This is a genomic window from Methylobacterium sp. 001424705 (genome assembly GCF_059816145.1).
Map to the genome: position 1 here is coordinate 65,363 of NZ_JCBANU010000013.1, position 25,547 is coordinate 90,909.

A 25,547-nucleotide genomic window follows, 5' to 3' on the forward strand; every position below is an offset into this window, starting at 1 on the left:
GCGCCGCCTGACCCGGGCGTGGCGTGAAGATTACGGTTTGGACAGGTTCGCGGACGGCGGCTGAGGGGCAAGTCCGGACCGCCAGTGCAGGTCGAGGAGGAGGCCCGCCGGGTGGGTATCGAGGACGGGAGTGATGGGTAGGCCTGCGGCGTGCAACAGGCGTGCCGCCCAGTGGTTGCAGACGTTCGCGTAGGAGAAGCGCCCTGCCCCATCGTAGAACAGGCTCGGCCCGTAGAGGCCCGGACCGCCCGCGGCCGGCTGTCCGTCGACGAGGCGGAAGCTTCCTTCCAGGCGCGCGAGAAGGCGCGCGAGGCCGGGCTTCGAGACCCGCAGCGGCACGAGGTCCGAATAGGGAAAGCTATCACGCACCGGCCGCTCGAGGCCGACCACCTGGACCACCCCGGCCCGTCCGCCCGGCGTGAACAGGGCTGCGAGCGCGAGGCCGAGATCGAACTGGGCCAGGGTCGGCGTCGCCCGGTAGAAGCGGGCCTCGCCCCAACCGAACTCGATCTGCGGATAGGCGCGGAACCGCGTTGCGATGCTGGCGAGGGCCGGCCCGCTCCCCGCTCCCGTCAGAGCGGCCCGCGGCAGCACGAGGCCGGAATGCCAGCCGTGCGACACCAGCGCGATGCCGATACTGTCCGCGTCCGCCGGCGGATAAAGGTCCGGGTCGCCCCGCTGCACCGTCAGCAGCGCTGCGAGGACGACGAGTCCGACCAGGGTGACGATCAGGGCGGCAAGGCCCGCGACAATTCGAGCGAGTCCCCACCGACCCGTGCGCATGGCTGCGCGATCGGTCAGGGCGCCTGCCAGACCTGGCCGTGATAGTCGAACCGGTCGGGCTGGCTTGCGAGGGCGGCGAGGCCCGTCAGCGCGGGATCGTGCACGGCGATGACGCTCGTGGGGATCGCCTCCATCTGCGCCACGAAGGGGGGCTTGTACTCGAAGGCCGCGCGGAAGGCGCCGCGCCGGAGCACGTCGATGATGCGGGGCGCGATCCCGCCGCCGATATAGACGCCTCCGGTGGCCAGGAACGTGAGCGCGAGGTCGCCGCAGACGCGGCCCAGGAGTTTGGCGAACAGGTTGAGGGCGGCCGCCGCGTCCGGGTCGGCGCCGGTGAGCCCCGCCTCCGTGACCGCGGCCGGGTCGAGGCGCGGGCCGTCGGCGCCGGTGCGCAGCCGGTGCAGGCCTGCATGGAGCCGGGTCAGGCCGGGGCCGGAAAGGAGAGTTTCGACGGTGATGCGGCCCTCGACCCGCTCCAGATGCGGCCACAGGGCGAGCTCGGCCGGCGAGCTCGGCCCGAAATCCACGTGGCCGCTCTCGGTCGAGACGATGACGAGGCGCCCGCCCACCGGCAACAGGGCCGCTGCACCGAACCCGGTGCCGGGCCCGAGGACGAGGCGCGCCCCCTGGTCGCCGGCCCGGCCCTCCTCCCGGTTCGGACCGATGGGCGTCAGCTCGGAGGGGCTGATCCCGGCAGCACCAGCCGCCACGGGTACGTAGTCGTTGACCACCACCGAGCGCGACAGGCCGAAATCCTGCCCGATTCGCGCGCCCTCGATCACCCAATGGGCATTGGTGAGTTGCACCGCCGGCCCGTCAACCCGGGCCGCCACCGCCAGGATGGCGGAGCGTGGGGCGGTGCCGTTCCCCTTGGCCAGGGAGGCGCGGATGGCGGCACTGGGATCGGGGTGGCCGGCCGTCTCCTCGTGGGAGAGGAGGACCGGCTTCGCCCCCGCTTCGGGGACCAGGGCAAAGCGGGCGTTGGTGCCGCCGATATCGCCGACGAGGACGGGAAATTCGAACATGCGCGTCGCTTCCGTCTGGGCCCCGGGGAACGGGGATTAGGGATCGGTCGTGGGACGCCGCTCAGGCGGCCGGCAGGGCGTCTGGGTCGATCTGTGCTCCATCGGCCCAGGCGTAGAGCAGACGGCGCACATCCTCCGGATCGATGAGGCGGCGAGACGCGATCGTCTCGGCCCCGCCGATACGGACGCTGACGCCACCGGTCTCGTTGATCACGGCGAAGGCCTTCTCGTCGGTGAGGTCGTCTCCGAGAAAGATCGCCCGGCGGCCGGCATAGGGCGGGTTCTCGGCGAGCGCCCGGATGGCATGGCCCTTGGTGGCGGAGGCGGGCACGATCTCGCCTACCGCCTTGCCGAGCTGGAGCCGATAGGCGGATCCGAGGGCGGTGGCAGCGGCCTTCACGGCCTCCTCGGCCGCGGCGGCATCGCTCGGGGTGGCGAGGCGCCAATGCACCGCCACGGAGGCGCCCTTGTCTTCGATCAGGACGTGCTCAAGGGCGGTGACCGCCGCATGCAGGGCCGGCACCTGGGCCCGCAGGTCAGGGTGATCCTCGGCGGAGCCGCCCGAGACGATGCCGTCGACCCGCCGTTCGACGCCGTGAAGGCCGGCGACATCGAAGCGGGCGGGGACCAGGAAATCGTCGATCACCCCGATGGGCCGGCCCGTGACGATGGCGAGGGCGCCCCCGAGCCGGGCGCGCAGACGCTCCAGGGCCGGAGCGAGGGCGGGATCGACCCGGACCTGATCGGGCTTGGGCGCGATCTCCACCAGGGTGCCGTCGAAGTCGAGATAGAGGGCGAAGGCGGTCGGGTCGGTCACGCAGGTTGTCCCTTCGTCTGATCCGGGCCTGCGCTAGCATGCCCTGCGCCGGGGGAAAACGCGGGAAGGGGAAATCGGGAGGCCGGAAAACAGGGCGGGCGCAACACCCTGCCCTATCTGTCCGACCTTCCGATCCCTGTGAGGCAAGGTCCCGATCGCATGTGGCCCACCCCGATCCCGCCCGGCCCGAACGAGGAGAGCGTCTGGGACTACCCGCGCCCGCCCCGCCTCGAGAGGGTTCCGGAGCGGCTGCGGGTCGTGCTCGACGGCCGGACCATCGCCGAGACTGGTGCCGGATACCGGGTGCTGGAGACCAGCCATCCGCCGACCTACTACTTTCCGCCCGGCGATGTGGTGGCCGGCGTGCTCGGGCCCGCTCGCCGGGCCGGCATCTGCGAGTGGAAGGGGCGCGCCGTCCTGTACGACGTCGCGGCGGGCGGCTTTCGCGCCGAGGGCGCGGCCTGGGCCTACCCCGCCCCCACGCCGGACTTCACCGCGATCGCGGGCTACATCGCCTTCTATGCCGGTCCGATGGAGGCCTGCTTCGTCGGCGACGCGCGTGTGACGCCGCAGCCCGGCGGCTTCTACGGCGGCTGGATCACGCCCGCCATCGTCGGCCCGTTCAAGGGCGGCCCCGGCACCATGGGGTGGTGAAGCGCGGGCTGGGCCGAAAGGCATCGCCGCCGATCCAGGCCCCGTCGGACTGCCTGCGCGACGCCCGGTATCCGTGCCCCCTCAAGACGTGCGGCGCAGGGTGATGCGGGTCAGCTCGGACGGGCGGCCGAGGCGCAGTGCGAAGCCGGCCCACAGGCCCGTCCCGTTGCTGACGTAGAGGGTCATGCCGCCGACCTGGTAGGCGCCGGAGACGAACCCGTTGTTGCCGCGCGCCACGAGCCGGTCCAGTCCGATGATCATGCCGCCGTGTGTATGGCCGGACAGTTGCAGCGCCACGCCGCGCGCGGCTGCCCGAGGGGCATTTGCCGGCTGGTGATCGAGGAGCACGATCGGCGCATCCGTGGGCGCACCCGCCAGGGCACCGTCGAGGTCGGGCCCCGGATGGCCGATGGCGGGCGCCGAGCGATCGGTGACTCCCGCCAGCACCAGCGCGTCGCCGCCGCGGGTCACGACCGCATGGGCGTTGGCGAGGATGTGCATCCCCATGCCGGCGAAGTGGCGCATCCAGGTCTCGACGTCGAAGAAGTATTCGTGGTTGCCGGGGATGGCCCAGACGCCGTCCCGCGCCGTCAGGTCGCGCAGCGGCTCCACGTCGGCCTGCCGGGCCGCGAACGAACCGTCGATGAAATCCCCCGTGACGAGGATCACGTCCGTGCCGAGCCCGTTGGCGCGCGAGACGACCGCCTGTGCCCAGGTCGCGGGGAACAGGCGGCTGATGTGCAGATCGGTGAGGTGGAGGATGGTGTATCCCTCGAAGCCCGGCGGCAGGTCCCTGACTGCGACCGTGACATCCTTCAGGGGCGGCACGCGCACGGCCTGCTGCACCGCGACCGCCGCCAGGACCGCGACCGCCAGGGCCGCCCCGATGCGCCAGGCGCTGGAAACCGCCCAACCGCCGCCGGGCAGGGCCAGGGATGCCAGGGCGACGGCGTCGAGCGCGAAGAGCAGCACCGCCAGCAGGATGATCGCACCGAACGCCCCGCTGAACAGCATAACGATGGGCCGCGGAAACTCGGGCGAGAAGACGGACCCGGAGGAGAGGCGGCTCCACAGGTGGTACTGCGAGGCGACCAGCAGGAGGGCGGCGAGACCGAGCTTGAGCGGAAGCGGCCAGGGCAGCGGCCAGACGCCCCGGGTGACGACGTACAGGCAGGGCAAGCTGAAGATCAGGTGGATCATGGCTGCTCCATGGACCGCGGCAGGGGCCCAGCGCAAAGTTTTCTGCTCGGCGTTGCGGAGCCCGAGGGACGCTTCGGGGTCGCCACCGACCCGCAAGGGAAGCGTTGGGAGGGAAGCGTTGGGAGGGGAGCGCCGGGCGGCCTTCGAGGCGGGACGGAGCGTCGGGTGATCGCGTCGGCGTTCCGGCGCAGGCCAGGGTTTGCGCCGTCCGGCCGCGCCGCTATGCCAGGGCCGGTCGGCAGGGCTGGTGGCCAGGGACGGAGCAGGTGTGATGCACGGTGAGATCGCAAGCGAGCCGCGGGCCCTCGGGCTCTGCCCGGACCGCCTGGAGCGGATCGACGGCTGGATGCGGCGCCTCGTCGACGACGGCAAGGTCGCGGGCCTGTTGGTGATGCTGGCCCGCGGTGACCGGACGGCCTTCTTCCGCGCCCATGGCCGGGCCGACATCGCGCGCGACGCGCCCTTCGCCCCCGACACCATCGCGCGCATCTACTCGATGACGAAACCGCTGACCTCGGTGGCGGTGATGATGCTTTATGAGGAGGGCCGCTTCCAACTCGACGACCCGATCACCCGCTTCCTGCCGGAATTTTCGGATCTGCGAGTTCTCACCGGCGGCAACCGGGCAAAGTTCGACAGTGAGCCGGCCCGGCGCCCGATCACGATCCGCGACCTTCTCACCCATACCTCCGGCCTGACCTACGGTTTCATGGAGGCGACCCTCGTCGATGCGCTCTATCGCCAGAACGGCGTCGATTTCGGCGAGGCCCAGGAGGCGAGCCTCGCCGAGGTGGTGGCCCGGCTCGCCCGGCAGCCCCTCCTCGCCCAGCCCGGCGCCGAGTGGAACTATTCGGTGGCCACCGACGTCCTCGGACACCTCGTGGCCGTCGTCTCCGGCGAGGATTTCGCCGACGTCCTGCGCCGACGCGTGATCGGTCCCCTCGGCATGGTCGATACGGACTTCTTCGTGCCCGCCGAGAAGCTGCCGCGTCTGGCCGCCAATTACAGCCTGTTCCGGAACCGGACGCTGAAGCTCTACGACGATGCGGTCGGCAGTCGCTTCGCCCGCCCGCCGGCGGTGGCCTCGGGCGGCGGCGGCCTCGTCTCGACCGCGTCCGACTACATGCGCTTCTGCCGCTTCCTCCTCGGGCGCGGCGAACTCGAGGGCACCCGGCTCCTCGGGCGCAAGACCGTCGACCTTATGCTGATGAATCACCTCGACGGGGACTTGGCGGCGATGGGCCAGCCGCGCTTCTCCGAGACCGCCTATACGGGGATCGGCTTCGGCCTCGGCTTCTCGGTGATGCTCGATCCGGCCCGCGCCCAGATCGTCGGCACGCCGGGCGAGGTGGCCTGGGGCGGACTTGCCAGCACCGCCTTCTGGGTCGACCCGGCCGAGGATCTCGCCGTGGTGCTGCTCACGCAGCTCATCCCCTCCTCGGCCTTGCCGCTGCGACGCGAGCTGCGCGTGCTGACCTACGCGGCCCTGGTGGATTGAAGGCCCCGGAAACGCGAACCGCCGCCGGCCCTTGGCGGGACGGCGGCGTTTCACGACCCCTCGCGCGTGCGGCGCGGGACTACTCGGCCGGTGCCGCCGCCGGAGCGGCACTCGGCTTGGCCGCCGGCTTGGGCGCGGGCGCCTTGGCCGTGCCGGTCGCGGCGGGCGCACCCGCTCCGGCGCTCGGCGCCGCCTTGGGGGCCCATTCCGCATCGGCGCGCGGGCCGCCCGGGCCGTTGGTCGGGCCGGTGAGCTGGCCCGGCACCACGTCGTTGACCCGGTTCCAGGTCTGCGAGCCGCAAAGGAAGCCGAGGAGGCAGCCGCGCACCGACAGCTCCGTCGGCTGGTCCGACCACATCGTCACGTCGTAGAACTTGCCCTCGTCGGCGTTGTAGATCTTGCCGCCGTAATGGCCGTCCGGCTGCGGCTTCAGGCCCATGATCAGCTGAAGGCCCAGGGAGGGACGGGACTGCTTCTTCGGATCGGGATTCTTGAAGTCGATGCGGGGCTGACCCTGGTCGTTCAGGGGCACCTTCAGCCAGACGACGTAGCCGCACAGGTTGGTGTTCTGCGGGCCGCACCTCTCGGTGCGGATGCGGGCGCGCCCATCCTCGGTGAGCCAGGTGCCGCTGGCATCGTTGGGGGCGGCAGCCAGTGCGAGGCCCGGCAGAACGGCGGCAACGAGCCCGGCCAGGGGCGCCAGCCGGCGCGCGGCGCCCGCCATGGTGGATCGATTCGTCATGCTTCCAACAACCCTCATGCGCTCGCCCCGTGGCGATCCGCCCTCGTCCGCAGGACGGCAAGCGCTTGTCACGTGATGCCTCGCCATCCGACGTGAAGGTGACGGGATCATGGCCGGCATGCACCGAATCCTGCAGATTCGTCGTGACGACGTGGCCTTATCTTCGTGGCCGAGCCCGGCCGAGGGCGAAGTCTTGATGTTCGCTGGATCGTGCCGGGGTGCCACGGCGAACCGGCCCTTCGGCCTCTGGCGCGGAGACGGACCGCCGGCGCCCGCGATCGCCGGCCGTGCCGCGAACGATCCGCCGGGGACCGCGTTTACGGCCGTGCTTCTCGGGGATGGCGAACGACGTGATGGCGGATGGATCGGTCGGGATGGGTCGGCGCCTCGAAGCGGCGGACATCCGTCTCGGCGTCTCTCTGGCGCGTGCCAAGGACACCCGCCGGGTGCGGGCCCTGGCGGCGGCCAGCGAGGCGGGCGGCTGGAAGTGGCTGCTGGCGCTCTCCAGCGGAACCCTCGCCCTCGGCGTGCTGCGGCGGGACCCGCGTCTGGCCGAGGCCGGCCGGCACATGCTCCTCGCCGGGATCCTGGCGGCGGCCACCAAGACCACCGTGAAGCGGGTCGTGCACCGGACCCGGCCCAACGTGCTGATGGATGAGGGCCTCTACGAGAAGGGCTGGTTCGGGCCGAATGTCGGGCCGTGGCAGTCGTTTCCGTCGGGACACTCGGCCCTGAGCGTCGCGGTGGCGACGGCGGCCGGCCGGGCCTATCCCGAGATCCGCGGCGTCGCGACGGCGGCGGCCCTCGGGGTCGTGGCCGTCCAGGTCCTGCGTGGCGCGCACTTTCCGGTGGACGTCGCCGCCGGGGCGCTGATCGGGCTTTCGGCCGAGGCGGTGGACCACCGGATCGCCCTCGGGCGGGACGGCGTCGCCGGTCTGGCGGCACGCGGTATACCCGGATGATCGCGGCGAGGTCGCGCGGCATCGCGTGCCGGGAACGCCGCGACGCGACCTCCGGTTGACGCGGCATTCCATCGGAGATGCCGCGTGACCGACAATCCCCTGACGACCTATCCCGGCCCGCCCTTCGCGGGCCAGCCGCAGAGCTTTCCCGGCAAGACCGGCCGGATGGTGCCCGAGCCGGATCACGGCGAGGCGAGCTACCGGGGCTCGGGCAAGCTGACGGGCCAGGCGGCGCTGATCACCGGCGGCGATTCCGGCATCGGCCGGGCGGTGGCCATCGCCTTCGCCCGCGAGGGCGCCGACGTGGCGATCGCCTACCTGCCGGAGGAGCAGGCGGATGCCGAGGCGGTGGCCGGCTGGATCGAGAAGGCGGGCCGGCGCGCCCTGCTTCTGCCGGGCGACCTCAAGGACCCGGCCCATGGCCGCGACCTCGTGGCGCGCACGGTCGCCGCCTTCGGCCGCCTCGACGTGCTGGTGAACAACGGCGCCTTCCAGCAGCCGAACCAGGGGCTCGACGCCATCGAGGACGCGGTCTTCGAGGACCATTTCCGCACCAACGTGTTCGGGCCGTTCTACGTGACCAAGGCCGCCCTGCCCCACCTCAAGCCCGGGGCCTCGGTGATCTTCACCTCCTCGGTAAACTCCAAGCACCCGATGCCCTCGCTGATGGCCTACAGCGCCACCAAGGGGGCGCTCAGCAACATGGTCCTGAGCCTGGCGCAGCTGCTGGCCGAGAAGGGCATCCGGGTGAACGGCGTGCTGCCGGGGCCGATCTGGACGCCGTTCATCCCCGCGGGGATGAGCGAGGACGCGGTCAAGTCCTTCGGCAGCCAGGTCCCGTTCGGGCGCCCGGGCCAGCCGGCGGAGCTCGCCTCCGCCTACGTGATGCTGGCCTCGGCCGAGAGCAGCTACACCTCCGGCGCCCTCGTCACCGTCGCCGGGGCGATGCCGGTCCTCTGAGGGACCCTGCCGACCCCGGCCTCGACGCCGGGGTCGTTCCGAAGGGTTCGCCGAACGGTTCGGCCGGTTCGCGCGTTCCTGTGGCCTCGGAGGGGGAGAAGCAGGATGCGCACCTGGAGGGCGATGGACCGGGCCCCGCATGACGGTCGCTGGATCATCGCGATCCACCGGTCCGACCCGGACCGGCGCGCGGTGATCCGCTGGGACCCGGCGGGCCTGGGCGATCCCCGGCCGTGGCACGTCGCCTCCTGCCAGCACAGCTACCCGGCGGAGGCCTTCACGGACTGGATGGACTTCCCCGAGTGTCCGCCCGCCGCCGCGGGCGTCGAACCCGGCACCGCAGGAGGTCACGATGGCGCGCGAAGCGATGGGTCCCCTCACCCTGGAGGTTGAGAGCTGCCCCGAGGACGCCACCCGGTACCGCTGGACCGTGCGGGAGGCGGACCAGGTGGTGCGGAGCGCCCTTTATTCCCTGCCCGACGCGGAGGCCGCCCTGCGCCAGGGCCGCGAGGCCATGGCCGAGGCGGCCGCCCTCTGCCGCGACACGCGGGGGCGCGCACCGGGTTGATCCGGCTCGACGAGGCCGTGTTCCCCGGGCGTCGGGTGCCCGGGCGCCGTGTGCCCCGTCAGGCGAGGTCCCGATGCTCGGCGAGGCCGTACTGGAGATAATGGGCGAGCGGGTCGATCCCCGCGGCGGCCACGTCCGGGTTGGCGGCGAGGTACGCCTTCGTGTCGAACAGGGCGGAGGGGTTGCGGCCCTCCCGCCAGCCGTAGGCCTCGTAATGGAGGAGCGGATTCAGCCCGGCCTCGGCCACGTCGGGATTGGCCGCCAGATAGCCCGTCGTCGAGAAGTAGGCGTCCGGGTCGCGCCCCTCGGCGGCCCCGTATCGCAGGTAATGCGCGAAGGCGAAGCTGTCCGGATCACCGCCGGCGGCCGCCGCCGCGCGGGCCACGTCCGGGTACTGCGCGAGATAGTAGGTGGCATCGAATGCGCCATCGAGGTGGTGGGGGGCGGGCCCCGCGGGCGGGACGGGCAGGGCCGTGCGGCCCTCGACTTGCCCGTATTCCAGGTAGTGCGCGAGGGGGTCGATCCCCGCCGCCGCGACATCCGGGTTGGCGGCCAGGTACGCCTCCGTATCGAACGCCGCCGAGGGATTGCGTCCCTCCTGCCAGCCGAACCGATCGTAATGGGTGAGCGGATCGACACCGGCCGCGGCCACGTCCGGATTGGCCGCCAGGTAGCCCGATGTCGAGAACTGAGGGTTGGGATCGCGTCCTTCGCGCCAGCCCCATTCGGCATAGTGCCGATCGGGATCGACGCGCGCCTGCCAGACATCGCGGTTCTGGGCGAGGTAGAACAGATCGTCCACGAGGGGGGATCCGTCGGCCTCGTCGATCGTGCCGTCGGTGAAGTGAAGGCGGCCGATGCCGGTCACGTCCTGGACCGTGCCATCCGGCCCCGTCAGCACCGCCGCCCCGTTCTGATAGGTCAGGGTCGCCTGCGTGAAGGCGAAGGCGAAGGTCGCCTCCGCCGCGGGGCCGTGCGCCGCGACGGTGGTGGTGAGGGTGGCCGAGGCGGTGGCGCCGTCGCTGTCGGCGATGGTGTAGGCGAAGGAATCGGCCCCTGGGCTCCGCCCGAGATAGGCGTAGCGTCCGTCGGCGCCGATCGTCAGGGCCCCGTGGGGGCTCGCGAGGGTGACGGTGCCGCCGGCCGGTACGGCGGTGGTCGCGCCGTCCTCCGTGCGCACGGCCGTGACGTGCAGGGCCGCACCGCCGAGATCGACGTCGTTCGCGAGCACGTTCCCCGTCGCGAAGGTGTGGGCGTCGAGGGCGGCCGTATCCGCCGCCGCGATCGGGGTGCCAGCCACCGTGAAGCTGAAGGCGACCGGATCGGCGGAATTGCCGGCCGCGTCCGTCGCGGTGGCGGTGAGGGTGTGGGGGCCGAGGCCGAAGGTCTGGCCCGAGGCGACCACCGTCGTGCCCTCGCGAACGGTCACCGGGTCGGTACCGTCGACCGCATCCGTGGCGGTGGCGGCGAAGGTCACTGGCGCGCCCGCCGCGGAGGTCGCCTGGATGGTGGGCGCCGGGGCGGAAATGGCGATGACGGGTTTGGCGGTGTCGGCCACCGTGAAGCTGAAGGCGACCGGATCGGCGGGATTGCCGGCCGCGTCCGTCGCGGTGGCGGTGAGGGTGTGGGGGCCCAGCCCGAAGGTCTGGCCCGAGGCGACCACCGTCGTGCCCTCGCGGAACGTCACCGGGTCGGTGCCGTCGACCGCGTCCGCGGCGGTGGCGGCGAAGGTCACGGCGGCCCCGGCCGCGGAGGTCGCCTGGATGGTGGCCGCCGGAATCTGGGTCAGGGCCAGGGACGGGGCTGTGGTGTCGACGGTGAGGGTGCCGGGCATGGCCGTTGCGAATCCGGCCAGGGTGACGGGGCTGCCGTCGGTCCCGGCCAGGGTGGCGTTGGTCAGGTCGATGCCGGTGACGGCCAGGTCCTGCGCGGTCTGGCCGGGGGCCACGGTGTAGGTGAAGCGCAGGGTTCCGGTTCCCGAGCCGCCCGCATAGGCGGCGGTGGCGCCGGTGTTCAGGGTCAGCACGGGCGTGCCCGTCACGGCGACGGCGTCGGTGAACTGGACCGCGAGGGTGACGGCGGCGCCGGCCTTGAGCAGGCCGTTGCCGCTGCCGTCGATGCCGGGCCCGCTGTCCGCGATGGACTGGACCGCGATCGGGCCCGCCTGGGTGACGGCCTGGGAGACGGCGAGGCCGCGGGGGTCGACCCAGAGGGGCAGGTCGCGGTCGTCGTAGATGGCGGCGCCGATGCCGGGCTGTCCGGGCAGGGCGATGCGGGCGCCGCCCCATCCGTAGAACAGCTCGGTGGCGGCGGGGACGTCGCGGTCGAAGGTGAGGCGCAGGTGGCTGGCGTCGACGAGCTCGGCCCTGGTGGCGAGCGCCTGGCTGGCGGCGGCGTTCCAGTCGGCGCGCAGGCTCCAGCCGGTGCCGGCGGCGGCGACGCTGCCGAGGGCCTGGAGGGACGTGGCCTGGTCGAACGCGACGGTGAGCAGGAGCTGGTCGGGGGCGCCGGCCACGCGCTCGGCGCGCACGACCCGGGGGCCGTCGTCGTCGATGTCGCCGGAGGCGAGCGCCAGGGGCGAGCCCGGCAGCGCCGAGGCCCGGAACGTCTCGGCGACCGACAGGGCGACGCGGGAGAAGATCTGCGCGCCGTCGGCCCGGTCGACGTGGAGGTCGCCGGGCTTCGAGGGGAAGCCGCTGGCGTTCACGTCCATGTTGACGTCGCTGGCCTGGCGCGCGGCGTAGCCGGCGTTGAAGCCCTTGTCCTCGGCGAGCTCGGCCTGCCCGACCCGGATGGTCTGGTTGTTGACGGACTGATTGACCGTCGTCTGTCCGACGAAGGGAATGGCGTTGACGAACAGGTAGGGGACGGTGGCGGCGTCCTGGCCGAGCACGCCGCGCACGAGGCCGGCCTCGTAGCGGGCCGCGCTCTTCCACATGGCGGGCGTGATCCCGTCGAACTGGCTGTCGTTCTCGTTGTGCAGCCAGACCACGGCGGTGGGCGCGGCCTGCTGGCTCGCCGGCAGCTTGCCGATGGCGCTGAGCAGTCCGAGTTCGCGGAACGTCGCGTTCCAGCCCTGGGTGTAGTCGCCGTTGACCGGGGTCAGCCAGTCGGTGAGCATTCCGGTGCCCGGCCATTCGGTCAGCGCGCCGTCCTTCGTCGCGTCGACGTTGGTGGCGACGACGTTGACCTTCTGGTTGACGCCGTCGAAGCCGAGCAGGGTCTGGATCTGCGTCTGCATCAGGGCCATGTCGCCGTAGCGGCTGGGGAAATAAGTGTTCGACTGGCCGCGCACGATGACGTTGAGGGTGGTCGAGGCCGGGATCGCGCCGGTGTGGTCGGTCACCGGATCGGCCTTGAATCCGGCGTCGAGTTGCGTCGCGCTCTGGCCGGCGGTGAGACTGCCGGAGGACAGCGACGTCGCGGTCGAACCCTTCAGGCCCTGCGGCGTCGCCGCCACGACCTCGTAGGTCCCGGCGTTCAGGCCGCGGAAGCTGTACGCGCCGTTCCGATCCGTCACGGTGGTGTCGACGGCGTAGCCTGCGGCGTTGAGGACCACGACGTCGACCCCGGCGAGGCCGGCATCTCCGGGATCCTGCCGTCCGTTGCCGTCGGCGTCGGCATACATCGTGCCCGACAGGGAGACGGACGTCGCGACGTCCCGGGTGCTGAACAGCGAGGAGGCGAGCGTCGCGCCGCTTCCGACGCTCTTGAACAGCGTCTCGGGGCCGGTCACGGCCTTGCCGCCGGGGGCGACGGCCTCGACGTAGTAGTTGCCCGGCGTGAGGTTGGCGAAGCTGTAGATGCCGTCCTTGCTCGGGGACGCCGGATCGCCCGTCCGGGTGACGGTCGTGGCGACGGTGCGGCCCGACGCATCGAAGAGCGTGATCGCGACGCCGTTGATCGACGCCTCGCCGCGGTCGAGCTTTCCATTGCCGTTGGCGTCGTCGTAGGCCAGGCCGACGATGCTGCCGAGCTTGTAGAAGCCTTCGTCCAGCGGCGTCGTGGTGTCGTTGGCCGCCGTCACGTTCGTGACGAGGGTCTTGCCCCCCGCGACGGCCGTTCCGGCCTCGGCGATGTAACCCGTGCCGCCGGGCGTGAAGCGCACCGCGTAGGAGCCCGCCGCGAGGTTGGCGAAGCTGTAGCCGCCGGTGGCGTCCGAAATCGTCGTGGCGAGGGGGGCGCCGCTTCCGTCGGCGGCGAGCAGCTCGACGCCGAACCCGGCCAGGCCGCCGTCGTTGGGATCGCGGGTCCGGTTGGCGTTCGTGTCGGAGAAGACGGTGCCGGCCAGGGTGGCGTTCCTGGCGGGATCCGGAGGCGCCACCGTGAAGCTGAAGCTGCGCGTCGTCGCGTTGCCGGCCGCGTCCGTCGCGGTGGCGGTGAGGGTGTGGGGGCCCAGCCCGAAGGTCTGGCCCGAGGCGACCACCATCGTGCCCTCGCGGAACGTCACCGGGTCGGTGCCGTCGACCGCGTCCGTGGCGGTGGCGGCGAAGGTCACGGCGGCCCCGGCGGCGGAGGTCGCCTGGATGGTGGCCGCCGGAATCTGGGTCAGGGCCAGGGACGGGGCGGTGGTGTCGACGGTGAGGGTGCCGGGCATGGCCGTTGCGAATCCGGCCAGGGTGACGGGGCTGCCGTCGGTCCCGGCCAGGGTGGCGTTGGTCAGGTCGATGCCGGTGACGGCCAGGTCCTGCGCGGTCTGGCCGGGGGCCACGGTGTAGGTGAAGCGCAGGGTTCCGGTTCCCGAGCCGCCCGCATAGGCGGCGGTGGCGCCGGTGTTCAGGGTCAGCACGGGCGTGCCCGTCACGGCGACGGCGTCGGTGAACTGGACCGCGAGGGTGACGGCGGCGCCGGCCTTGAGCAGGCCGTTGCCGCTGCCGTCGATGCCGGGCCCGCTGTCCGCGATGGACTGGACCGCGATCGGGCCCGCCTGGGTGACGGCCTGGGAGACGGCGAGGCCGCGGGGGTCGACCCAGAGGGGCAGGTCGCGGTCGTCGTAGATGGCGGCGCCGATGCCGGGCTGTCCGGGCAGGGCGATGCGGGCGCCGCCCCATCCGTAGAACAGCTCGGTGGCGGCGGGGACGTCGCGGTCGAAGGTGAGGCGCAGGTGGCTGGCGTCGACGAGCTCGGCCCTGGTGGCGAGCGCCTGGCTGGCGGCGGCGTTCCAGTCGGCGCGCAGGCTCCAGCCGGTGCCGGCGGCGGCGACGCTGCCGAGGGCCTGGAGGGACGTGGCCTGGTCGAACGCGACGGTGAGCAGGAGCTGGTCGGGGGCGCCGGCCACGCGCTCGGCGCGCACGACCCGGGGGCCGTCGTCGTCGATGTCGCCGGAGGCGAGCGCCAGGGGCGAGCCCGGCAGCGCCGAGGCCCGGAACGTCTCGGCGACCGACAGGGCGATCCGATCGAAGATCTGAGTCGCGTCGGCGCGGCTGAAGTGAACGCTCCCCGGCTGTCGGGTGATGCCGTGGCCATCGACGTCCATGTCGACGTCGCTGGCCTGGCGCGCGGCGTAGCCGGCGTTGAAGTCCTTGTCCTCCGTCAGCTCGGCCTGCCCGACCCGGATGGCCTGGTTCTGGACCGGCTGCGTGGACTGCACCGCGGGCGTCTGCGCCGGGAACGGAATGGCGTTGACGAACAGGTAGGGGACGGTGGCGGCATCCTGGCCGAGCACGCCGCGCACGAGGCCGGCCTCGTAGCGCACGGCGCTCTCCCACATGGCGGGCGTGAGAGCCGCGTTCTGGCTGTCGTTCTCGTTGTGCAGCCAGACGACCGCAGTCGGCGCGGCCTTCTGCGCCGCGGACCATTGCCCGATCGTGCTGAGAAGGCCGATTTCCTGGGCGTTCGCCGTCCATCCGTTGCGGTAGTCGCCGTTGACCGGGCTCAGCCAGTCGGTGAGCATCCCCGTACCCGGCCATTCCGTGTTGGCACCGTCGGCGTTGTCGCGCGTGCCGATCACGTTGACCTTCTGGCGGACGCCGTCGAACCCGAGCTGCGCCTCGATGGCCGCCTCGAGCTTCGGCAGGTCGCCGTACAGCGTCGGGAAATAGGTGTTCGACTGGCCGCGCAGGACGACGTTGAGGACCGTGGCGGCCGGAATGGCGCCGGTCTTGTCGAGGACCGGATCCGGCGCGAACCCGACATTCAGCTGCGCGTTCGCGGCCCCGCTGGCGAGACTGCCCGTCGCGAGGGTCGTGGCGGTGGTGCCCTTCAGGCCTTCCGGGGTCGCCACGGTGACGCGGTAGCTCCCGGCCGTCGTCCCGAAGCTGTAATGCCCGGCGGCGTCGGTGACCGTGGTCTTGAGCGCGAATCCGGTGGCCGCATCGCTGAGGAGCACGCTGGTGCCGGCGAGGCCCGCCTCGCCGGGGCCCTGGCGTCCGTTCCCGTCTCCGTCGGCGAAGATCGTCCCGGACAGGCTGACCGTCGGGGGATTGTTCCGGACACCGAAGTTCTGCGACGCGATCACCGCGCCGCTGGTGACGACCTCCTTCAGCGTGGTCACGCCGCTGGTGACCTTGCCGTCCGGGGCGGTCACCGCGACCGTATAGGTCCCCGGGGCGAGGTTCTGGAAGCTGTAGACCCCGTTGGTGCCCGGCTTGAAGGGGTCCTTGTTGCTCGACGTCGTGCTGGCCAGGAGGACGCCGATGTCGTTGTACAGATCGACCGAGACGCCGTTCGTCAGCACCTCGCCCGCGTTGAAGACGCCGTTGCCGTTCGTGTCGTTGAAGATGATGCCCGCGATGCTTCCGGTCTTGTAGAACCCTTCGTCGACGGTCGTCTTCGCGTCGCTCGGGACGCTCACGTTGGTGACGAGCGTCTGGCCGCTCGCGTTCGTCGTCCCGGCGCTGCCCCGGTATCCGGCCGCGGCCGGCGTGAAGCGCATCGCGTAGGCGCCGCCGGCGAGAGCGGTGAAGGCGTAGGCCCCGGTCGCATCGGTGCGGACCGTCGCGAGGGCGGCCCCGCTCCCGTCGGCGGCGAGCAGGTCGACCGAGACGCCCGCGAGGGCCGTCTCGTTGGCGTCCCGCGTGCCATTGCCGTTGGCATCGGTAAAGACCGCCCCGGACAGCGTTGCGCCAGCCATGCCCTTCCCCCCTGATCGCTGACGACGCTTTGCCGCGTCGCCGCTTTATCAGTCTAGGGTGAGGCCTCTATTGCCTGGAGGCAATGGACTATAGTGACAAAGCGCTCTCTTTGTCGAAATCATGTTGCCATAGACCGGAAGAGTCCGGCCCATCGATCAGCACAGGCGCGTCCGGGCTTCAAGAGCAGGGCGCGAGGATGTCGGCGCGGGCGTGGAAGATCCGGAGGCGATGATCGCGTCGCGGGGGGCGCGGCGCCCCTACCCGAGCCGCGCCCTGCGCCGCAGGCGGCGCCAGCCCAGCACCACCCCCGAGAGGGCGATGGTCGCGCCGAGGCCGTTGAGGAGCCACATCACCGCGTCCCAGGCCGGGCGGGCCTGGAACAGGTTTCCGAAGTCCAGGCGGTGGGGTGCCTCGAACAGCCAGCGCTGGAGCCGGCCGCTGGCATCGAGGCGGTCGAGGAGCGCGCCGGTCTCGGGGTCGAGGTGGAGCCAGGTCGCGGCCGGGTCGTCGAAGCGCACCCGCAGCACCGGCAGCGGCCGGGTGTCGTGGTGGGGATACCAGTAGGCGTCGTAGGCGGTCAGCGTCTCGGTCGCGGCGATGCGGGCCTCCGGCCAGGCGCGGGCGGCTGCGGCGCGCAAGATCGCCTCCGTGGGCGGCGGGACCGCGACCCGGCGGCCCCGGGCATCGGCGGCGACCAGCACGGGCTGGCCGCCGACCTGCGTGAACCGGACCTCGACGATCCCCGGCCGCGCCAGGCCGTCGAGGGCCGCGCGGCCGACCGCGGCCGGGGGCCCGGCATAGGCCGCCTGCAGGGCCGCCGGGGGCGTGCGGGGCGAGAACCAGTGGTTCGGGTTCATGGAGAGCCAGCCGCTCGCCACGAAGCTGAGGAGGCTCAGGCCCCCGAGGGTGCCGAGGAGGTGGTGCCAGCGCCCGAGGCCGCGATAGGGGCTCACCCCCGCGGCGTAGGGCCGGCGCAGGCGCAGGCGCCAGATCCCCAGGGCCAGGCCGCTCAGCACCCCGGCGGTGGCGAGGCCGGAGACCCAGAGCACGGTGCCGCGCCAGAGTTCGCCCCGCGCCCGCAGGGGCGTGGGGTAGAACCAGTGCGGGATCGCCCCGAGCCAGTTCCACAGGCGCTCCCGGCGGTTGGTGTCGAGGACGACCGCGCCCGTGCGGGCCGAGACGTAGAGCTCGGTGCCGGCCGCGTCCCCGAGCGCCACCACGTGGAAGGGGCGCACCGGGTCGTAGCGGTCGCGCACCGTCCATGGGTCGCGGCTCACCGCCCGCACGGTGGCGCCCTCGCCGAACGACGCCCGGGCGGCCGCCCCGTCGATCTCGCCCAGGGCCTGCCCGGTCTCGGCCGAGACCACGTGCCGGGCGTCGTCGCGGGTGGTGACCTGATAGACCGGCGCCCCGCCCCGCATGGAGAGGCTCAGGCCGCCGGGGGCCGGGTCGAGCCCGGCCCGGGCCAGGGCCGCGTCCGGGCCGAGGAGGACCCGGTCCCAGGCGAGGGGCGCGAGGCGGGACAGGCGCTCGGCCTCCGTCAGGGCCGGAAACGCCACGTAGAGCATCACCAGCCCCGACAGCACCCAGGCGGCGAGGAACAGCCCCGTGGCGATGCCGAGCCAGCGGTGGCCGAGGATCAGCCCGCGCTTCAGGGGCTTCAGGAAGGCCCGTTTCGGAGAGGCCCGCATCAGAACCGGACGCTGTAGGCGACCTCGACGGAGCGCGGCCGGCCCAGCAGCCAGTTGGTGCCGACCCCGTTCACCGCGTTGCCGCTGATCGCGTAGATCGTGTCGAACAGGTTGTAGGCGCGCAGCGACAGGCGCGAATCCGGCGTGACCTGGTGGTCGAGCCCGGCATTGACCAGGGTGTAGGCCGGGCGCTTCGCCTGGTTGCCGAAGTCGCTGAAGGTCTCGCCCACGTGCTGCAGGCCGACCCGGGCCTCCCAGGCCGGGGCGAAGGCGTAAGTGACCCAGAGGTTGCCGACGCGCTCCGGCACGTCGATGGGCTGGCGCCCGGCATAGGACACCACCGCCCCGCCGACCGCCTGGTCGAGGGTGTCGTACTGGGCGTGCAGCAGCGCCAGGTTGGCGTCGATGCGCCAGGCCTCGGAGAGGTGCAGGCTCAGGGCCGCCTCGACGCCGAGGGAGGATTGCTGCCCGACCTGGGTCGAGAGCGTCGGCTGGCCCGGTACCGCCGAGATCAGGTTGTCCTTGACGATGCGGTAGCCGGCCAGCGTCCACTCGGCCCGGCCGTCCCAGGCCACGCCCTTGGCGCCGACCTCCACCTGCTCGCCGGTGGAGAGCCGGAAGTTGGCGAGACTCTGCGACAGGGAGATCAGGCTGCCCACCGGATCGGTGGCGGTGGCGTACTGGGCATAGAGCGCCAGCAGCGGCGTCGGGTTGTAGACGGCGCCGAAGCGGTAGCTCAGCGCCCGGAAGTCGCGGTCGAAGGTGTTGCCGGTGACGAGGTCGGTCCGCTGCAGCACCGGCGCGTCGTAGCGCACGCCGGCCAGGAGCGAGACCTGGTCGGACAGGATCAGGCGGTTCTCGGCGAAGACCGAGGCCTGGCGCGTGCTGGTGGCGTAGGCGGGCCGGGCGCGGCCCTCGGCCGGGAACAGGCCCGGGTCGTAGGCGAAGGGATCGACGCTGGTGGTGGTGTCGAAATAGAAGTTGTTGGTGTGCCGGAAGGCGATGTGGTTCACGTCGAACCCGGCCAGGAATTCGTTGCGGAAGCCGAACAGGGTGCCGCGGAAGGTGGCGTCGAGGCGGTTCCCGATCTGCTCCTGCTGGTGGTAGATCTCGAGGTAGTCGGAGCGGTCGATCCGCCCGGTGCCGCGGTTGAAGGCGTATTGCTCCACGTCCCGCCACTGGCGCCGGCTCTGGAGCCGGTAGGCGGTGTTGCGGACCGTGACGTCGGCGCTCGGCGTCCACTCGGCGCGCAGTTGCGTCCAGTTGTCGGTCCAGAGGATCTGGGCGTCGCGGACGTTGTAGTTGTTGAACCGGAGGGCGTCGCGGATGCGCCCGTCGACGAGGGGCGTGCCCCAGTAGCGGGCCGGCTCCTGATAGCCGAAATCATGGCTCAGGGTGACGGCGAGGTCCGGCGTCGCCTGCAGGGTCAGGGCGCCCGAGACCGCGAGGTTGCGGAAGCTCCCGTCCGGGGCGATCCAGCCCTCGGCGCGGTTGCCGCTGATGTTGAGGCGGTAGGCGAGCGCCTCCCCGATCGGGCCGCCGGAATCCAGGGCCAGACGCGCCAGACCGTCCGAGCCGACCGCCGCGCGGGCCTCGTTGAGGAGCGTGAAGACCGGCTTCTTGGTGACGACATTGATCACGCCGCCGATGGCGCCGTCGCCGTAGAGCACGGAGGCCGGCCCGCGCAGCACCTCGATGCGCTCGACGTTCCAGGTGTCGAACGGGAAGGTGACGGTGCCGGCGCCCACGAACAGGCGGGTGCCGTCGTAGAGCTGCTGGATCGAGTTCGGGCCGGAAAAGCCCCGGGCCGTGAAGGCGCCGTTGCCGTTGCCCGGCGCCGCCACCGTGGTGATGCCGGTGGCGTTCTGGGTGACGGCCTCCGCCACCGTGTTCTGGCCGCGCAGCCGCGTGGTCTCGCCCGCGATCACGTCGACGCTGGCGGGGGTCTCCAGGGCCGTCAGGCCGAGGCGGCTGGCGCTGCGGCCGGGGCTGCGCAGGTTGAGCCCCTCGGCGGGCGCCGGGCCGCCCCGCCCGGAGCCCGCGACCTCCAGGGTCTCCAGGGTGACGGCCGGCGGGACCTCCCGGGTCTCGGCCTCGGCGGAGATCGGCAGCAGGCCGCCGAGCAGGGCCGCCAGGGGCAGGACGTGTCGCGACGGCAAGGTTGGGCCTTGCCGCGACCCGCGCGCGTTCGCGGTTCGGGACGGGATGGGGGCGACGGGCATAGGGTAACGGGATGTGGGGTAACTGGACGTGGGGCAACCGGACATGGGGCAACCGAACATGGGCGCGGGCATCGGTCGGGGCCGACCTGCCGTCTCCGCTAGACTGAATGTTATAACATCACAATTGGCAAGCGGGGCCCGGGGCCGGCGTGTCCGCGGCGCAGCCGTCACCGGGCCGCGCGGGGCGGCCGGAGGGAGCATGCGGGAGCAAGACTTGCGGGCGAGGACGGGCATCGACGGGACGGCTGACGCGACGAGTCGCGCGGAGTGGCACGTCACCGCGAAGAGGTCGGTCCGTTCGCGGCAAGCGAACGCCCCGACACCCACCAGGACACCCCGCCCGATGCGTTTCGCGTGTGACCACGACTGACGGCAGGTCTCCTGGCTCGCGGGTCACCGCCCTCCCATCGTCTTCCCAGGTCCCGGGTCCTGACGGACCGTTCACCCAGTGACGTGTTGATGAGGAGCTCGCCGCTTACAGTTGCGGGGGCAGCCGCGGCTTCGGGCTCTCGCCCTCACCGCGTTCCCTTTTGATCCTCGTTAAAGAGGAACCGTCGCGGGTAAGCTAGGCCGTTTCCGGCGCCGCCGTCAAATCCCCCGGGGTTCGGCAGCCTGCCCTGCGCAGGGGGCGACCGGGGCGGCCTCGCGCGGATCGGGGGACAAATCCCGCCGTGGAGCGTTGGCCCCGCAGGGAGAACCGGGCTGTGACGCTGTGACCGAGACTGAAGGAGCAGAGAGCACGATGTCCGAGGATGGGATCACGTTCGAGCGGATCCGCGAGCGCGCCCATGAGATCTGGGAGCGCAACCACCGCCCCGAGGGGTTCGAGGTCGAGTTCTGGCTGATGGCCGAGCGGGAGCTGCGGGCCGAGCGCGCCCGCAACGCCCCGAAGTCGGCCGCACCGGCGCAGGAGGACGCCGCCTGTCCCTGACGGCGCCGGGGACGGGCTCGGGGGCGGGTCGCCTCAGCCGCTCGCCGCCACCGCGTCGTGGTCCGCGAACAGGATCGCGTGGGTGAGCGGGCCGTCGACGCGCATCGGGTCCCGGACGAGGGCCTAGGCGGGGACGTCGCGGACGGCCGCCCAGGCGCGGTAGCAATTCGGTGGGACCCGTCCCCGTCCGGTCTCCAGCTGCGAGAGGACGGTGTCGTATTCGGCCCCGACCACAGTGGCGAGCGGGCGCCGGCATAGGCCGCGCGCCGCGCGCAGGGGCTTCAGGAAGCGACCGCCCTCCCGGCCCGGTTCCGACACCCCCGCCGAATCCGGGCGTTGGCGGTGAGCGGACACGTGGGACATCCCCCCTCGGACAGCATGGGGAGGGCGCAGGCCCGGCCGGCGCCGTCGCGACGCCGCGGGCGGGGGCGCCGTTCGACGCGCCAGATCCGGCGGCGCCGCCGGGCTAGTCGGAAACAGCCCGGACTGCGCCGTGATCCGTGGATCGGGACTTCCCGTTGGGGAACGCTCCGTTCCCGCGTCGCCTGCGCCCGCACCGGATGTGCCGCGCGCCGTGAGGGCGCGGGCGACGCGGTCGGTGCTGAGCGACGGCTTAGGGCGCGATACGGCCCGTGCGGGCGACGGCGATCGCCTTCGGGTTCTTCATCGAGCGGTTGCCGGAGAAAACCAACGATCCCGAACCGCGTGTCGACGGGCCCGCGATCCCGCCGCGGCGGGCCGCCTTCGGCCGCGCCGGGCACGGGGTCTCGACCCTCACGGTCCTGGGGCTGGGGTTCGGACTGGCTCTAGCCTGGGTCGTCTTCCTGTGTTGGGTCGCTCACGGAGTGCTAAGGTTGATAATGGACTAACGACCGCAGTGCAGCTGAAATTGTGCAAAGCACAAAAGTGCTGTTTATTTCCGCTTGTGTCCTCTCAATACCTAGGTAGTCTGGCTTCCGGTGTCGTTGGTGCGCAAATGCTTCTGATCTGTTTTGCCTCGCTCGGAGCTGTCGCAAGCCAGGCCGTGCGCCTGCCGGGTCTTCTGGTGATCGTATCGCTGCTGGCGGTGGCGATCGGCATCGAGGGGGCCCTGGAGCAGCGTGCCCTCGCGATCGTCCTGACCGATGCGGTCTGGATGCTCGTGGCGGTGGAGGCGTCCTATGTCGCGGCCTCGCTGCTCTGGACGTCCGAGGCCTCGCCCGCCGAACCCCGGAAGGCGTGAACCTTCGGGGCGTCCGGCTGAGCCGGCGCGCCCTACCGGAACGGGGGCTCGGGCTTGAGCAGATAGCGGGCGACGATCGTGCCGCCCAGCGCGCCGAGGAGCGCGCCCGATCCGCTGGCCATAGCGTCGATGACCTGCGCGGTCCGGCCGGGCACCCAGCGCTGGCCGATCTCCATGACGACCCCCAGGACGGTGAGCGGCACGCCGATCCGCCACCAGCGCAGCCCGGCACCGTAGCCGAGGACGAACAGGCCGGCGGTCCCGCCATACGCGATGGCGTGCTCGACCTGACCCGGCAGGGAGGTGCGCGCCTCCCAATCCCGCGGAATCCAGGAGAGCCAGACCAGGGTCCCCACGCTCAGCCAGGCCGCCGCGCGGACGAGCCTCGAAAGGGCGGTCAGACGTGGCGACATGCGTGTTCCGAACCTTTCCGATCTGTCCCCTACCCCCACGGGCCGTCCCCGGGGCGGGCGCCGGGGGCGACGGGACCCTGCCGCCGGCCGGCGCCGACGCGGGCGCGCGTTTTTCCCGATGGGGTCCGGTGCCGCTGCGCCCCTACGGGCGGTCAACGGGCCGGGTGGTCGCCCGGCGGTTCGCCTTGAGGAGCTTGCCGATCACGATGCCGGCCGGGACGGACAGGAGGGTCCAGAGGCGCAGGACGTGGAGGAGGCGGAAGACCATCACGCGCCCTCCCCCGCCTTCACGGCAGCGTCATACCCCGCCATCCACTGGGCATGCGCCTGCGTGCCCTCGGCGTAGGGGCAGTCCTCCCGGCGCAGGCCCTTGCCGGGGGCGTAGAACCCCAGCGCGTAGTGATCCAGGTTGTCGTCCGGGGGCTCTGTCATGGGCGGGAAGATAGGGCGCGCGGAAGGGCCTCCAAGGGCCCGACGCGTCCACGCCTCATCGGCGCGACGGAGTCCCGCCGGCATCCGCATCACGCTGTCAGGTGGAGAATTTGTCTTTCCCAGCAAAGGCTTCGGAAAGAAATGGCGCGCCCGAAAGGATTCGAACCTCTGACCCCCAGATTCGTAGTCTGGTGCTCTATCCAGCTGAGCTACGGGCGCCTGCGACCGGTGGGGGTTGGTGCCGCCCCCGGTGTGAGCGGGTGTTTAGAGGCTCCTTTTTGCGCTGGCAACCCTGGCCGGACAGATTTTTCGCGGCGGTACGCTTCGCCGTCCGTTCGGGGAGGGCGCGCGCGGGCACGACGTCCGGCCTCCCGGCGGGCGATCCCCTATCTCGTTCTTCGAACGCAGGCTCGTCTCGGTCGGAAGGTGTTCTTTCGCGGTGAAGGGCAGATCTGATGCCGGGATGCAGCGTATGCGTCGATCAAAATTGGTTTTTTGTCGGCTCGTGATCTTGTCGTTTCATCCCGTCATCACTGTCAGGGCAAGGTGGAACATTTATGACAACGCTTCGGCTTGGCCGTTTGAACCGGGATTGCCGGTTTCCATCTTGGAACGCTTTGCGGTCCTCGGGAATTGAGAGGGTCTCTTGCCCGTCCTAGACTTATCCAAGGAGAATGCCGTGAAACGGTCCCTGACCACCCTCGCCCTTCTGACGATCCTCGGTGCGGGTTCGGCCTCCGCCCAGACCACCGTCACCGGCACCCCGGCCCCGGACGCCAAGTCGAGTGCCACCTCCGGCGGCCAGGAGGCCGTGACCCGGCCCAACACCGACAAGCCGGACGCCACCAAGCCGGCCACCGCCAAGGCGGCCTCGAACGCCAAGCTCGAGGAAGGCGCCAACAGCTTCACCGAGGCCCAGACGCACCACCGCCTCACCGAGGCCGGCTACAAGGACGTCAAGGGTCTGACCAAGGACGACAAGGGCATCTGGCGCGGCGAAGCGGTGCTCGACGGCAAGCCGGTCAAGGTCGGCGTCGACTTCAAGGGCAACGTCGCGGCCCAGTAGGCCGCCACCGCCCACCCCTCCCCTCGCCCGCACACAGGAGTTTCCCATGGCTCATCAGACCATCACCGCCCTGTACGACGATTACGACGCTGCCAGCACGGCCGTCTCCAAGCTCGAGGCCGCCGGCGTGGCGCATGCCGACATCAGCATCGTGAGCAGCAACGAGGGGGACCGGCATGCCGGGCGCGTGCGCTCCGCCTCCGACGTGGACGCCCCCGTCCACGGTGACACCCCGGAGAAGGCGTCCAGCGGCGCCGGAGCGGGCGCCACCGTCGGGACGGTCCTGGGCGGCGCCGCTGGTCTGCTGACCGGCCTCGGCCTGCTGGCGATCCCGGGCGTCGGCCCGGTCGTGGCGGCGGGCTGGCTCGTGGCCACGCTGACGGGCGCGGGCATCGGCGCGGCAGCGGGCGGCCTCGCCGGCGGCCTGACCGGCGCGGGCCTCAGCGAGACCGACGCCCATACCTACAGCGAGGGCGTGCGCCGCGGCGGCACCCTGGTGACGGTCCGGGCCGACCAGTCCCAGGCGGCCCGGGTGATGGACATCCTGGAGGAGCACGGTTCGATCGACGTCGACGAGCGCGCCCAGAACTGGCGGGCCGAGGGCTGGACCGCCCCGCAGGCCGCCGCCGCCACCTCGCCGAACGCCATCCCGGGCAACGCCCTGGGCGGAACCGTCGAGGGCCGCAACCGCGTGCGCGCCTACCCGACCACGCCGGTCTGATCGACGCCCTACGGCCGCCCTCCGCGTGGGGGGCGGCCCTCGCAACGGCGGACACCCCGGCGGCCCTCGGCCCCGGGGTTTTTCGTGCGTGGACTGGGGGAGTCGTCGAGGCGCGGTCGCGTTGGGCTTCTCCGCGTGTACGCGGGCCACGGTCTCGCGACGGTCTGGGATGATCAGGAAAGGGTGGGTCCCGGAGCCGAAGCTCCGGGTTCTGTTTCGACGGTTACCCTACCGCAAGATGCTTACGCCGCGAGGCGGGCATCCATGACAACGTTATCGTTGGCATTTAGAGTTTTGGCCAAATGCTCGAAACAGGGGTTGCCTGCGTCGAACCGGTCGAGTCCTTACCGACAGCCGCATCGTCCCGCACCGAAGTGAGAGCGAACTCGCGATCCCTTTACCGCCCAGTCGATCCTATTTCGCCCCCATCAGAAGACCACCCGCCGACGTGGATGGGCTTGTGGTGGAGGCGCCGGAGTACTGCCCTCCGGGTCCTGAAACGTTATTACGAACCGGTCATCAACCGCAGGTCCGATATAGGCGAAATCGCCGCGCGGGTCCAGTCGG

Annotated in this window: 21 protein-coding genes, 1 tRNA gene, 1 other RNA gene and 1 riboswitch; of the genes, 9 read left to right on the forward strand and 14 right to left on the reverse strand. The window is 71.8% G+C overall.

Translation table 11 applies throughout. The features are described 5' to 3' along the window. Positions 1–30 precede the first annotated feature (30 nt). From AC6EUL_RS11780 to otsB, 3 genes are all read right to left on the reverse strand, one after another. Positions 31–783 (reverse strand): DUF2459 domain-containing protein, encoded by a 753-nt coding sequence (locus AC6EUL_RS11780; protein WP_499870231.1) that lies wholly within the window; start codon positions 781–783, stop codon positions 31–33. Positions 784–797: 14 nt separating this feature from the next. Continuing rightward, positions 798–1,808, reverse strand: a complete 1,011-nt coding sequence (locus tag AC6EUL_RS11785; protein ID WP_056213498.1) for a glucokinase — start codon at positions 1,806–1,808, stop codon at positions 798–800. A 61-nt stretch (positions 1,809–1,869) separates the two neighbouring features. Then, positions 1,870–2,625, reverse strand: a complete 756-nt coding sequence (gene otsB / locus AC6EUL_RS11790) for a trehalose-phosphatase (RefSeq protein ID WP_056213495.1) — start codon at positions 2,623–2,625, stop codon at positions 1,870–1,872. 159 nt (positions 2,626–2,784) lie between these two features. On the opposite strand from otsB, the gene AC6EUL_RS11795 reads away from it, so the two are divergent. Beyond that, complete coding sequence (locus AC6EUL_RS11795; RefSeq protein WP_056213493.1) at positions 2,785–3,279, forward strand: DUF427 domain-containing protein; 495 nt, start codon at positions 2,785–2,787, stop codon at positions 3,277–3,279. A gap of 81 nt (positions 3,280–3,360) precedes the next feature. Here the strand turns inward: AC6EUL_RS11795 and AC6EUL_RS11800 are convergent, their stop codons facing one another. Then, positions 3,361–4,479, reverse strand: a complete 1,119-nt coding sequence (locus tag AC6EUL_RS11800) for a metallophosphoesterase (protein WP_056350612.1) — start codon at positions 4,477–4,479, stop codon at positions 3,361–3,363. A 271-nt stretch (positions 4,480–4,750) separates the two neighbouring features. Between AC6EUL_RS11800 and AC6EUL_RS11805 the strand changes: the two genes are divergently transcribed. Then, a complete protein-coding gene (locus tag AC6EUL_RS11805; protein WP_499870234.1) occupies positions 4,751–5,977 on the forward strand; it encodes a serine hydrolase domain-containing protein in 1,227 nt (408 codons plus the stop codon). 79 nt (positions 5,978–6,056) lie between these two features. Here the strand turns inward: AC6EUL_RS11805 and AC6EUL_RS11810 are convergent, their stop codons facing one another. Then, entirely contained in the window at positions 6,057–6,719 is a 663-nt protein-coding gene (locus AC6EUL_RS11810; protein WP_056213487.1) for a DUF2147 domain-containing protein, read from the reverse strand. A gap of 374 nt (positions 6,720–7,093) precedes the next feature. Here AC6EUL_RS11810 and AC6EUL_RS11815 point away from each other — a divergent pair, with 374 nt between their 5' ends. From AC6EUL_RS11815 to AC6EUL_RS11825, 3 genes are all read left to right on the forward strand, one after another. Then, a complete protein-coding gene (locus AC6EUL_RS11815) occupies positions 7,094–7,681 on the forward strand; it encodes a phosphatase PAP2 family protein (protein ID WP_082501212.1) in 588 nt (195 codons plus the stop codon). Between the two features lie 84 nt (positions 7,682–7,765). Then, positions 7,766–8,641 (forward strand): SDR family oxidoreductase, encoded by an 876-nt coding sequence (locus AC6EUL_RS11820; protein ID WP_499870237.1) that lies wholly within the window; start codon positions 7,766–7,768, stop codon positions 8,639–8,641. Between the two features lie 352 nt (positions 8,642–8,993). Then, positions 8,994–9,209, forward strand: a complete 216-nt coding sequence (locus tag AC6EUL_RS11825; RefSeq protein WP_056213480.1) for a hypothetical protein — start codon at positions 8,994–8,996, stop codon at positions 9,207–9,209. A gap of 58 nt (positions 9,210–9,267) precedes the next feature. Here the strand turns inward: AC6EUL_RS11825 and AC6EUL_RS11830 are convergent, their stop codons facing one another. The 3 genes from AC6EUL_RS11830 to AC6EUL_RS11840 form a co-directional block, all read right to left on the reverse strand. Continuing rightward, positions 9,268–16,281, reverse strand: coding sequence for an SdrD B-like domain-containing protein (locus tag AC6EUL_RS11830; RefSeq protein ID WP_499870239.1), 7,014 nt, complete (start codon positions 16,279–16,281; stop codon positions 9,268–9,270). Positions 16,282–16,539: 258 nt separating this feature from the next. After that, the gene (locus AC6EUL_RS11835) at positions 16,540–17,973 is read right to left on the reverse strand and encodes a PepSY domain-containing protein (RefSeq protein WP_499870241.1); all 1,434 of its coding nucleotides are present in this window, start codon (positions 17,971–17,973) and stop codon (positions 16,540–16,542) included. Continuing rightward, positions 17,973–20,195 (reverse strand): TonB-dependent receptor, encoded by a 2,223-nt coding sequence (locus AC6EUL_RS11840; protein ID WP_499870243.1) that lies wholly within the window; start codon positions 20,193–20,195, stop codon positions 17,973–17,975. The genes AC6EUL_RS11835 and AC6EUL_RS11840 overlap by 1 nt, the downstream gene beginning before the upstream one ends. A 354-nt stretch (positions 20,196–20,549) precedes the next feature. After that, positions 20,550–20,766, reverse strand: a riboswitch (cobalamin riboswitch). Between the two features lie 171 nt (positions 20,767–20,937). Here AC6EUL_RS11840 and AC6EUL_RS11845 point away from each other — a divergent pair. Continuing rightward, on the forward strand, positions 20,938–21,126 hold the full coding sequence (locus tag AC6EUL_RS11845) for a DUF2934 domain-containing protein (protein WP_056213470.1): 189 nt from the start codon (positions 20,938–20,940) through the stop codon (positions 21,124–21,126). A 123-nt stretch (positions 21,127–21,249) separates the two neighbouring features. On the opposite strand, the gene AC6EUL_RS11850 is transcribed toward AC6EUL_RS11845, so the two are convergent. Further along, the gene (locus AC6EUL_RS11850) at positions 21,250–21,444 is read right to left on the reverse strand and encodes a hypothetical protein (protein ID WP_499870246.1); all 195 of its coding nucleotides are present in this window, start codon (positions 21,442–21,444) and stop codon (positions 21,250–21,252) included. Between the two features lie 658 nt (positions 21,445–22,102). Here AC6EUL_RS11850 and AC6EUL_RS11855 point away from each other — a divergent pair. Continuing rightward, positions 22,103–22,348, forward strand: a complete 246-nt coding sequence (locus AC6EUL_RS11855) for a hypothetical protein (RefSeq protein WP_499870248.1) — start codon at positions 22,103–22,105, stop codon at positions 22,346–22,348. Between the two features lie 32 nt (positions 22,349–22,380). On the opposite strand, the gene AC6EUL_RS11860 is transcribed toward AC6EUL_RS11855, so the two are convergent. The 4 genes from AC6EUL_RS11860 to AC6EUL_RS11875 all read right to left on the reverse strand — a co-directional run bounded on the left by AC6EUL_RS11860 (position 22,381) and on the right by AC6EUL_RS11875 (position 23,412). Next, positions 22,381–22,761, reverse strand: coding sequence for a VanZ family protein (locus tag AC6EUL_RS11860; protein ID WP_056272103.1), 381 nt, complete (start codon positions 22,759–22,761; stop codon positions 22,381–22,383). A gap of 142 nt (positions 22,762–22,903) precedes the next feature. Beyond that, positions 22,904–23,029: a hypothetical protein gene (locus AC6EUL_RS11865; RefSeq protein WP_274534723.1), complete on the reverse strand. Its 126-nt coding sequence runs from the start codon at positions 23,027–23,029 to the stop codon at positions 22,904–22,906. Beyond that, positions 23,029–23,193 carry a ribosome modulation factor gene (locus tag AC6EUL_RS11870; RefSeq protein ID WP_056213461.1) on the reverse strand — a complete coding sequence of 55 codons (165 nt, stop codon included), beginning with the start codon at positions 23,191–23,193 and terminating at the stop codon, positions 23,029–23,031. The genes AC6EUL_RS11865 and AC6EUL_RS11870 overlap by 1 nt, the downstream gene beginning before the upstream one ends. A 142-nt stretch (positions 23,194–23,335) precedes the next feature. Beyond that, positions 23,336–23,412 (reverse strand) — tRNA-Arg (locus AC6EUL_RS11875). Positions 23,413–23,872: 460 nt separating this feature from the next. Between AC6EUL_RS11875 and AC6EUL_RS11880 the strand changes: the two genes are divergently transcribed. Both AC6EUL_RS11880 and AC6EUL_RS11885 read left to right on the forward strand, forming a co-directional pair. After that, positions 23,873–24,259: a hypothetical protein gene (locus AC6EUL_RS11880; protein WP_056219689.1), complete on the forward strand. Its 387-nt coding sequence runs from the start codon at positions 23,873–23,875 to the stop codon at positions 24,257–24,259. A 46-nt stretch (positions 24,260–24,305) separates the two neighbouring features. Further along, positions 24,306–24,980, forward strand: a complete 675-nt coding sequence (locus tag AC6EUL_RS11885) for a hypothetical protein (RefSeq protein ID WP_056272107.1) — start codon at positions 24,306–24,308, stop codon at positions 24,978–24,980. Positions 24,981–25,180: 200 nt separating this feature from the next. On the opposite strand, the gene ssrA is transcribed toward AC6EUL_RS11885, so the two are convergent. Continuing rightward, positions 25,181–25,546: a transfer-messenger RNA gene (ssrA, locus tag AC6EUL_RS11890) on the reverse strand. Between the last annotated feature and the right edge of the window lies 1 nt (position 25,547).

What these genes read in the sequence shown, in the direction of transcription:
- AC6EUL_RS11865 (WP_274534723.1), bottom strand. Translation starts at nt 23,029, where the DNA reads ATGGTCTTCCGCCTCCTCCACGTCCTGCGCCTCTGGACCCTCCTGTCC.
- AC6EUL_RS11815 (WP_082501212.1), top strand. Translation starts at nt 7,094, where the DNA reads ATGGGTCGGCGCCTCGAAGCGGCGGACATCCGTCTCGGCGTCTCTCTG.
- AC6EUL_RS11795 (WP_056213493.1), top strand. Translation starts at nt 2,785, where the DNA reads ATGTGGCCCACCCCGATCCCGCCCGGCCCGAACGAGGAGAGCGTCTGG.
- AC6EUL_RS11830 (WP_499870239.1), bottom strand. Translation starts at nt 16,281, where the DNA reads ATGGCTGGCGCAACGCTGTCCGGGGCGGTCTTTACCGATGCCAACGGC.
- AC6EUL_RS11835 (WP_499870241.1), bottom strand. Translation starts at nt 17,973, where the DNA reads ATGCGGGCCTCTCCGAAACGGGCCTTCCTGAAGCCCCTGAAGCGCGGG.
- AC6EUL_RS11805 (WP_499870234.1), top strand. Translation starts at nt 4,751, where the DNA reads ATGCACGGTGAGATCGCAAGCGAGCCGCGGGCCCTCGGGCTCTGCCCG.
- AC6EUL_RS11855 (WP_499870248.1), top strand. Translation starts at nt 22,103, where the DNA reads ATGCTTCTGATCTGTTTTGCCTCGCTCGGAGCTGTCGCAAGCCAGGCC.
- AC6EUL_RS11870 (WP_056213461.1), bottom strand. Translation starts at nt 23,193, where the DNA reads ATGACAGAGCCCCCGGACGACAACCTGGATCACTACGCGCTGGGGTTC.
- AC6EUL_RS11785 (WP_056213498.1), bottom strand. Translation starts at nt 1,808, where the DNA reads ATGTTCGAATTTCCCGTCCTCGTCGGCGATATCGGCGGCACCAACGCC.
- AC6EUL_RS11780 (WP_499870231.1), bottom strand. Translation starts at nt 783, where the DNA reads ATGCGCACGGGTCGGTGGGGACTCGCTCGAATTGTCGCGGGCCTTGCC.
- AC6EUL_RS11825 (WP_056213480.1), top strand. Translation starts at nt 8,994, where the DNA reads ATGGCGCGCGAAGCGATGGGTCCCCTCACCCTGGAGGTTGAGAGCTGC.
- AC6EUL_RS11845 (WP_056213470.1), top strand. Translation starts at nt 20,938, where the DNA reads ATGTCCGAGGATGGGATCACGTTCGAGCGGATCCGCGAGCGCGCCCAT.
- AC6EUL_RS11860 (WP_056272103.1), bottom strand. Translation starts at nt 22,761, where the DNA reads ATGTCGCCACGTCTGACCGCCCTTTCGAGGCTCGTCCGCGCGGCGGCC.
- AC6EUL_RS11885 (WP_056272107.1), top strand. Translation starts at nt 24,306, where the DNA reads ATGGCTCATCAGACCATCACCGCCCTGTACGACGATTACGACGCTGCC.
- AC6EUL_RS11800 (WP_056350612.1), bottom strand. Translation starts at nt 4,479, where the DNA reads ATGATCCACCTGATCTTCAGCTTGCCCTGCCTGTACGTCGTCACCCGG.
- AC6EUL_RS11840 (WP_499870243.1), bottom strand. Translation starts at nt 20,195, where the DNA reads ATGCCCGTCGCCCCCATCCCGTCCCGAACCGCGAACGCGCGCGGGTCG.
- AC6EUL_RS11810 (WP_056213487.1), bottom strand. Translation starts at nt 6,719, where the DNA reads ATGACGAATCGATCCACCATGGCGGGCGCCGCGCGCCGGCTGGCGCCC.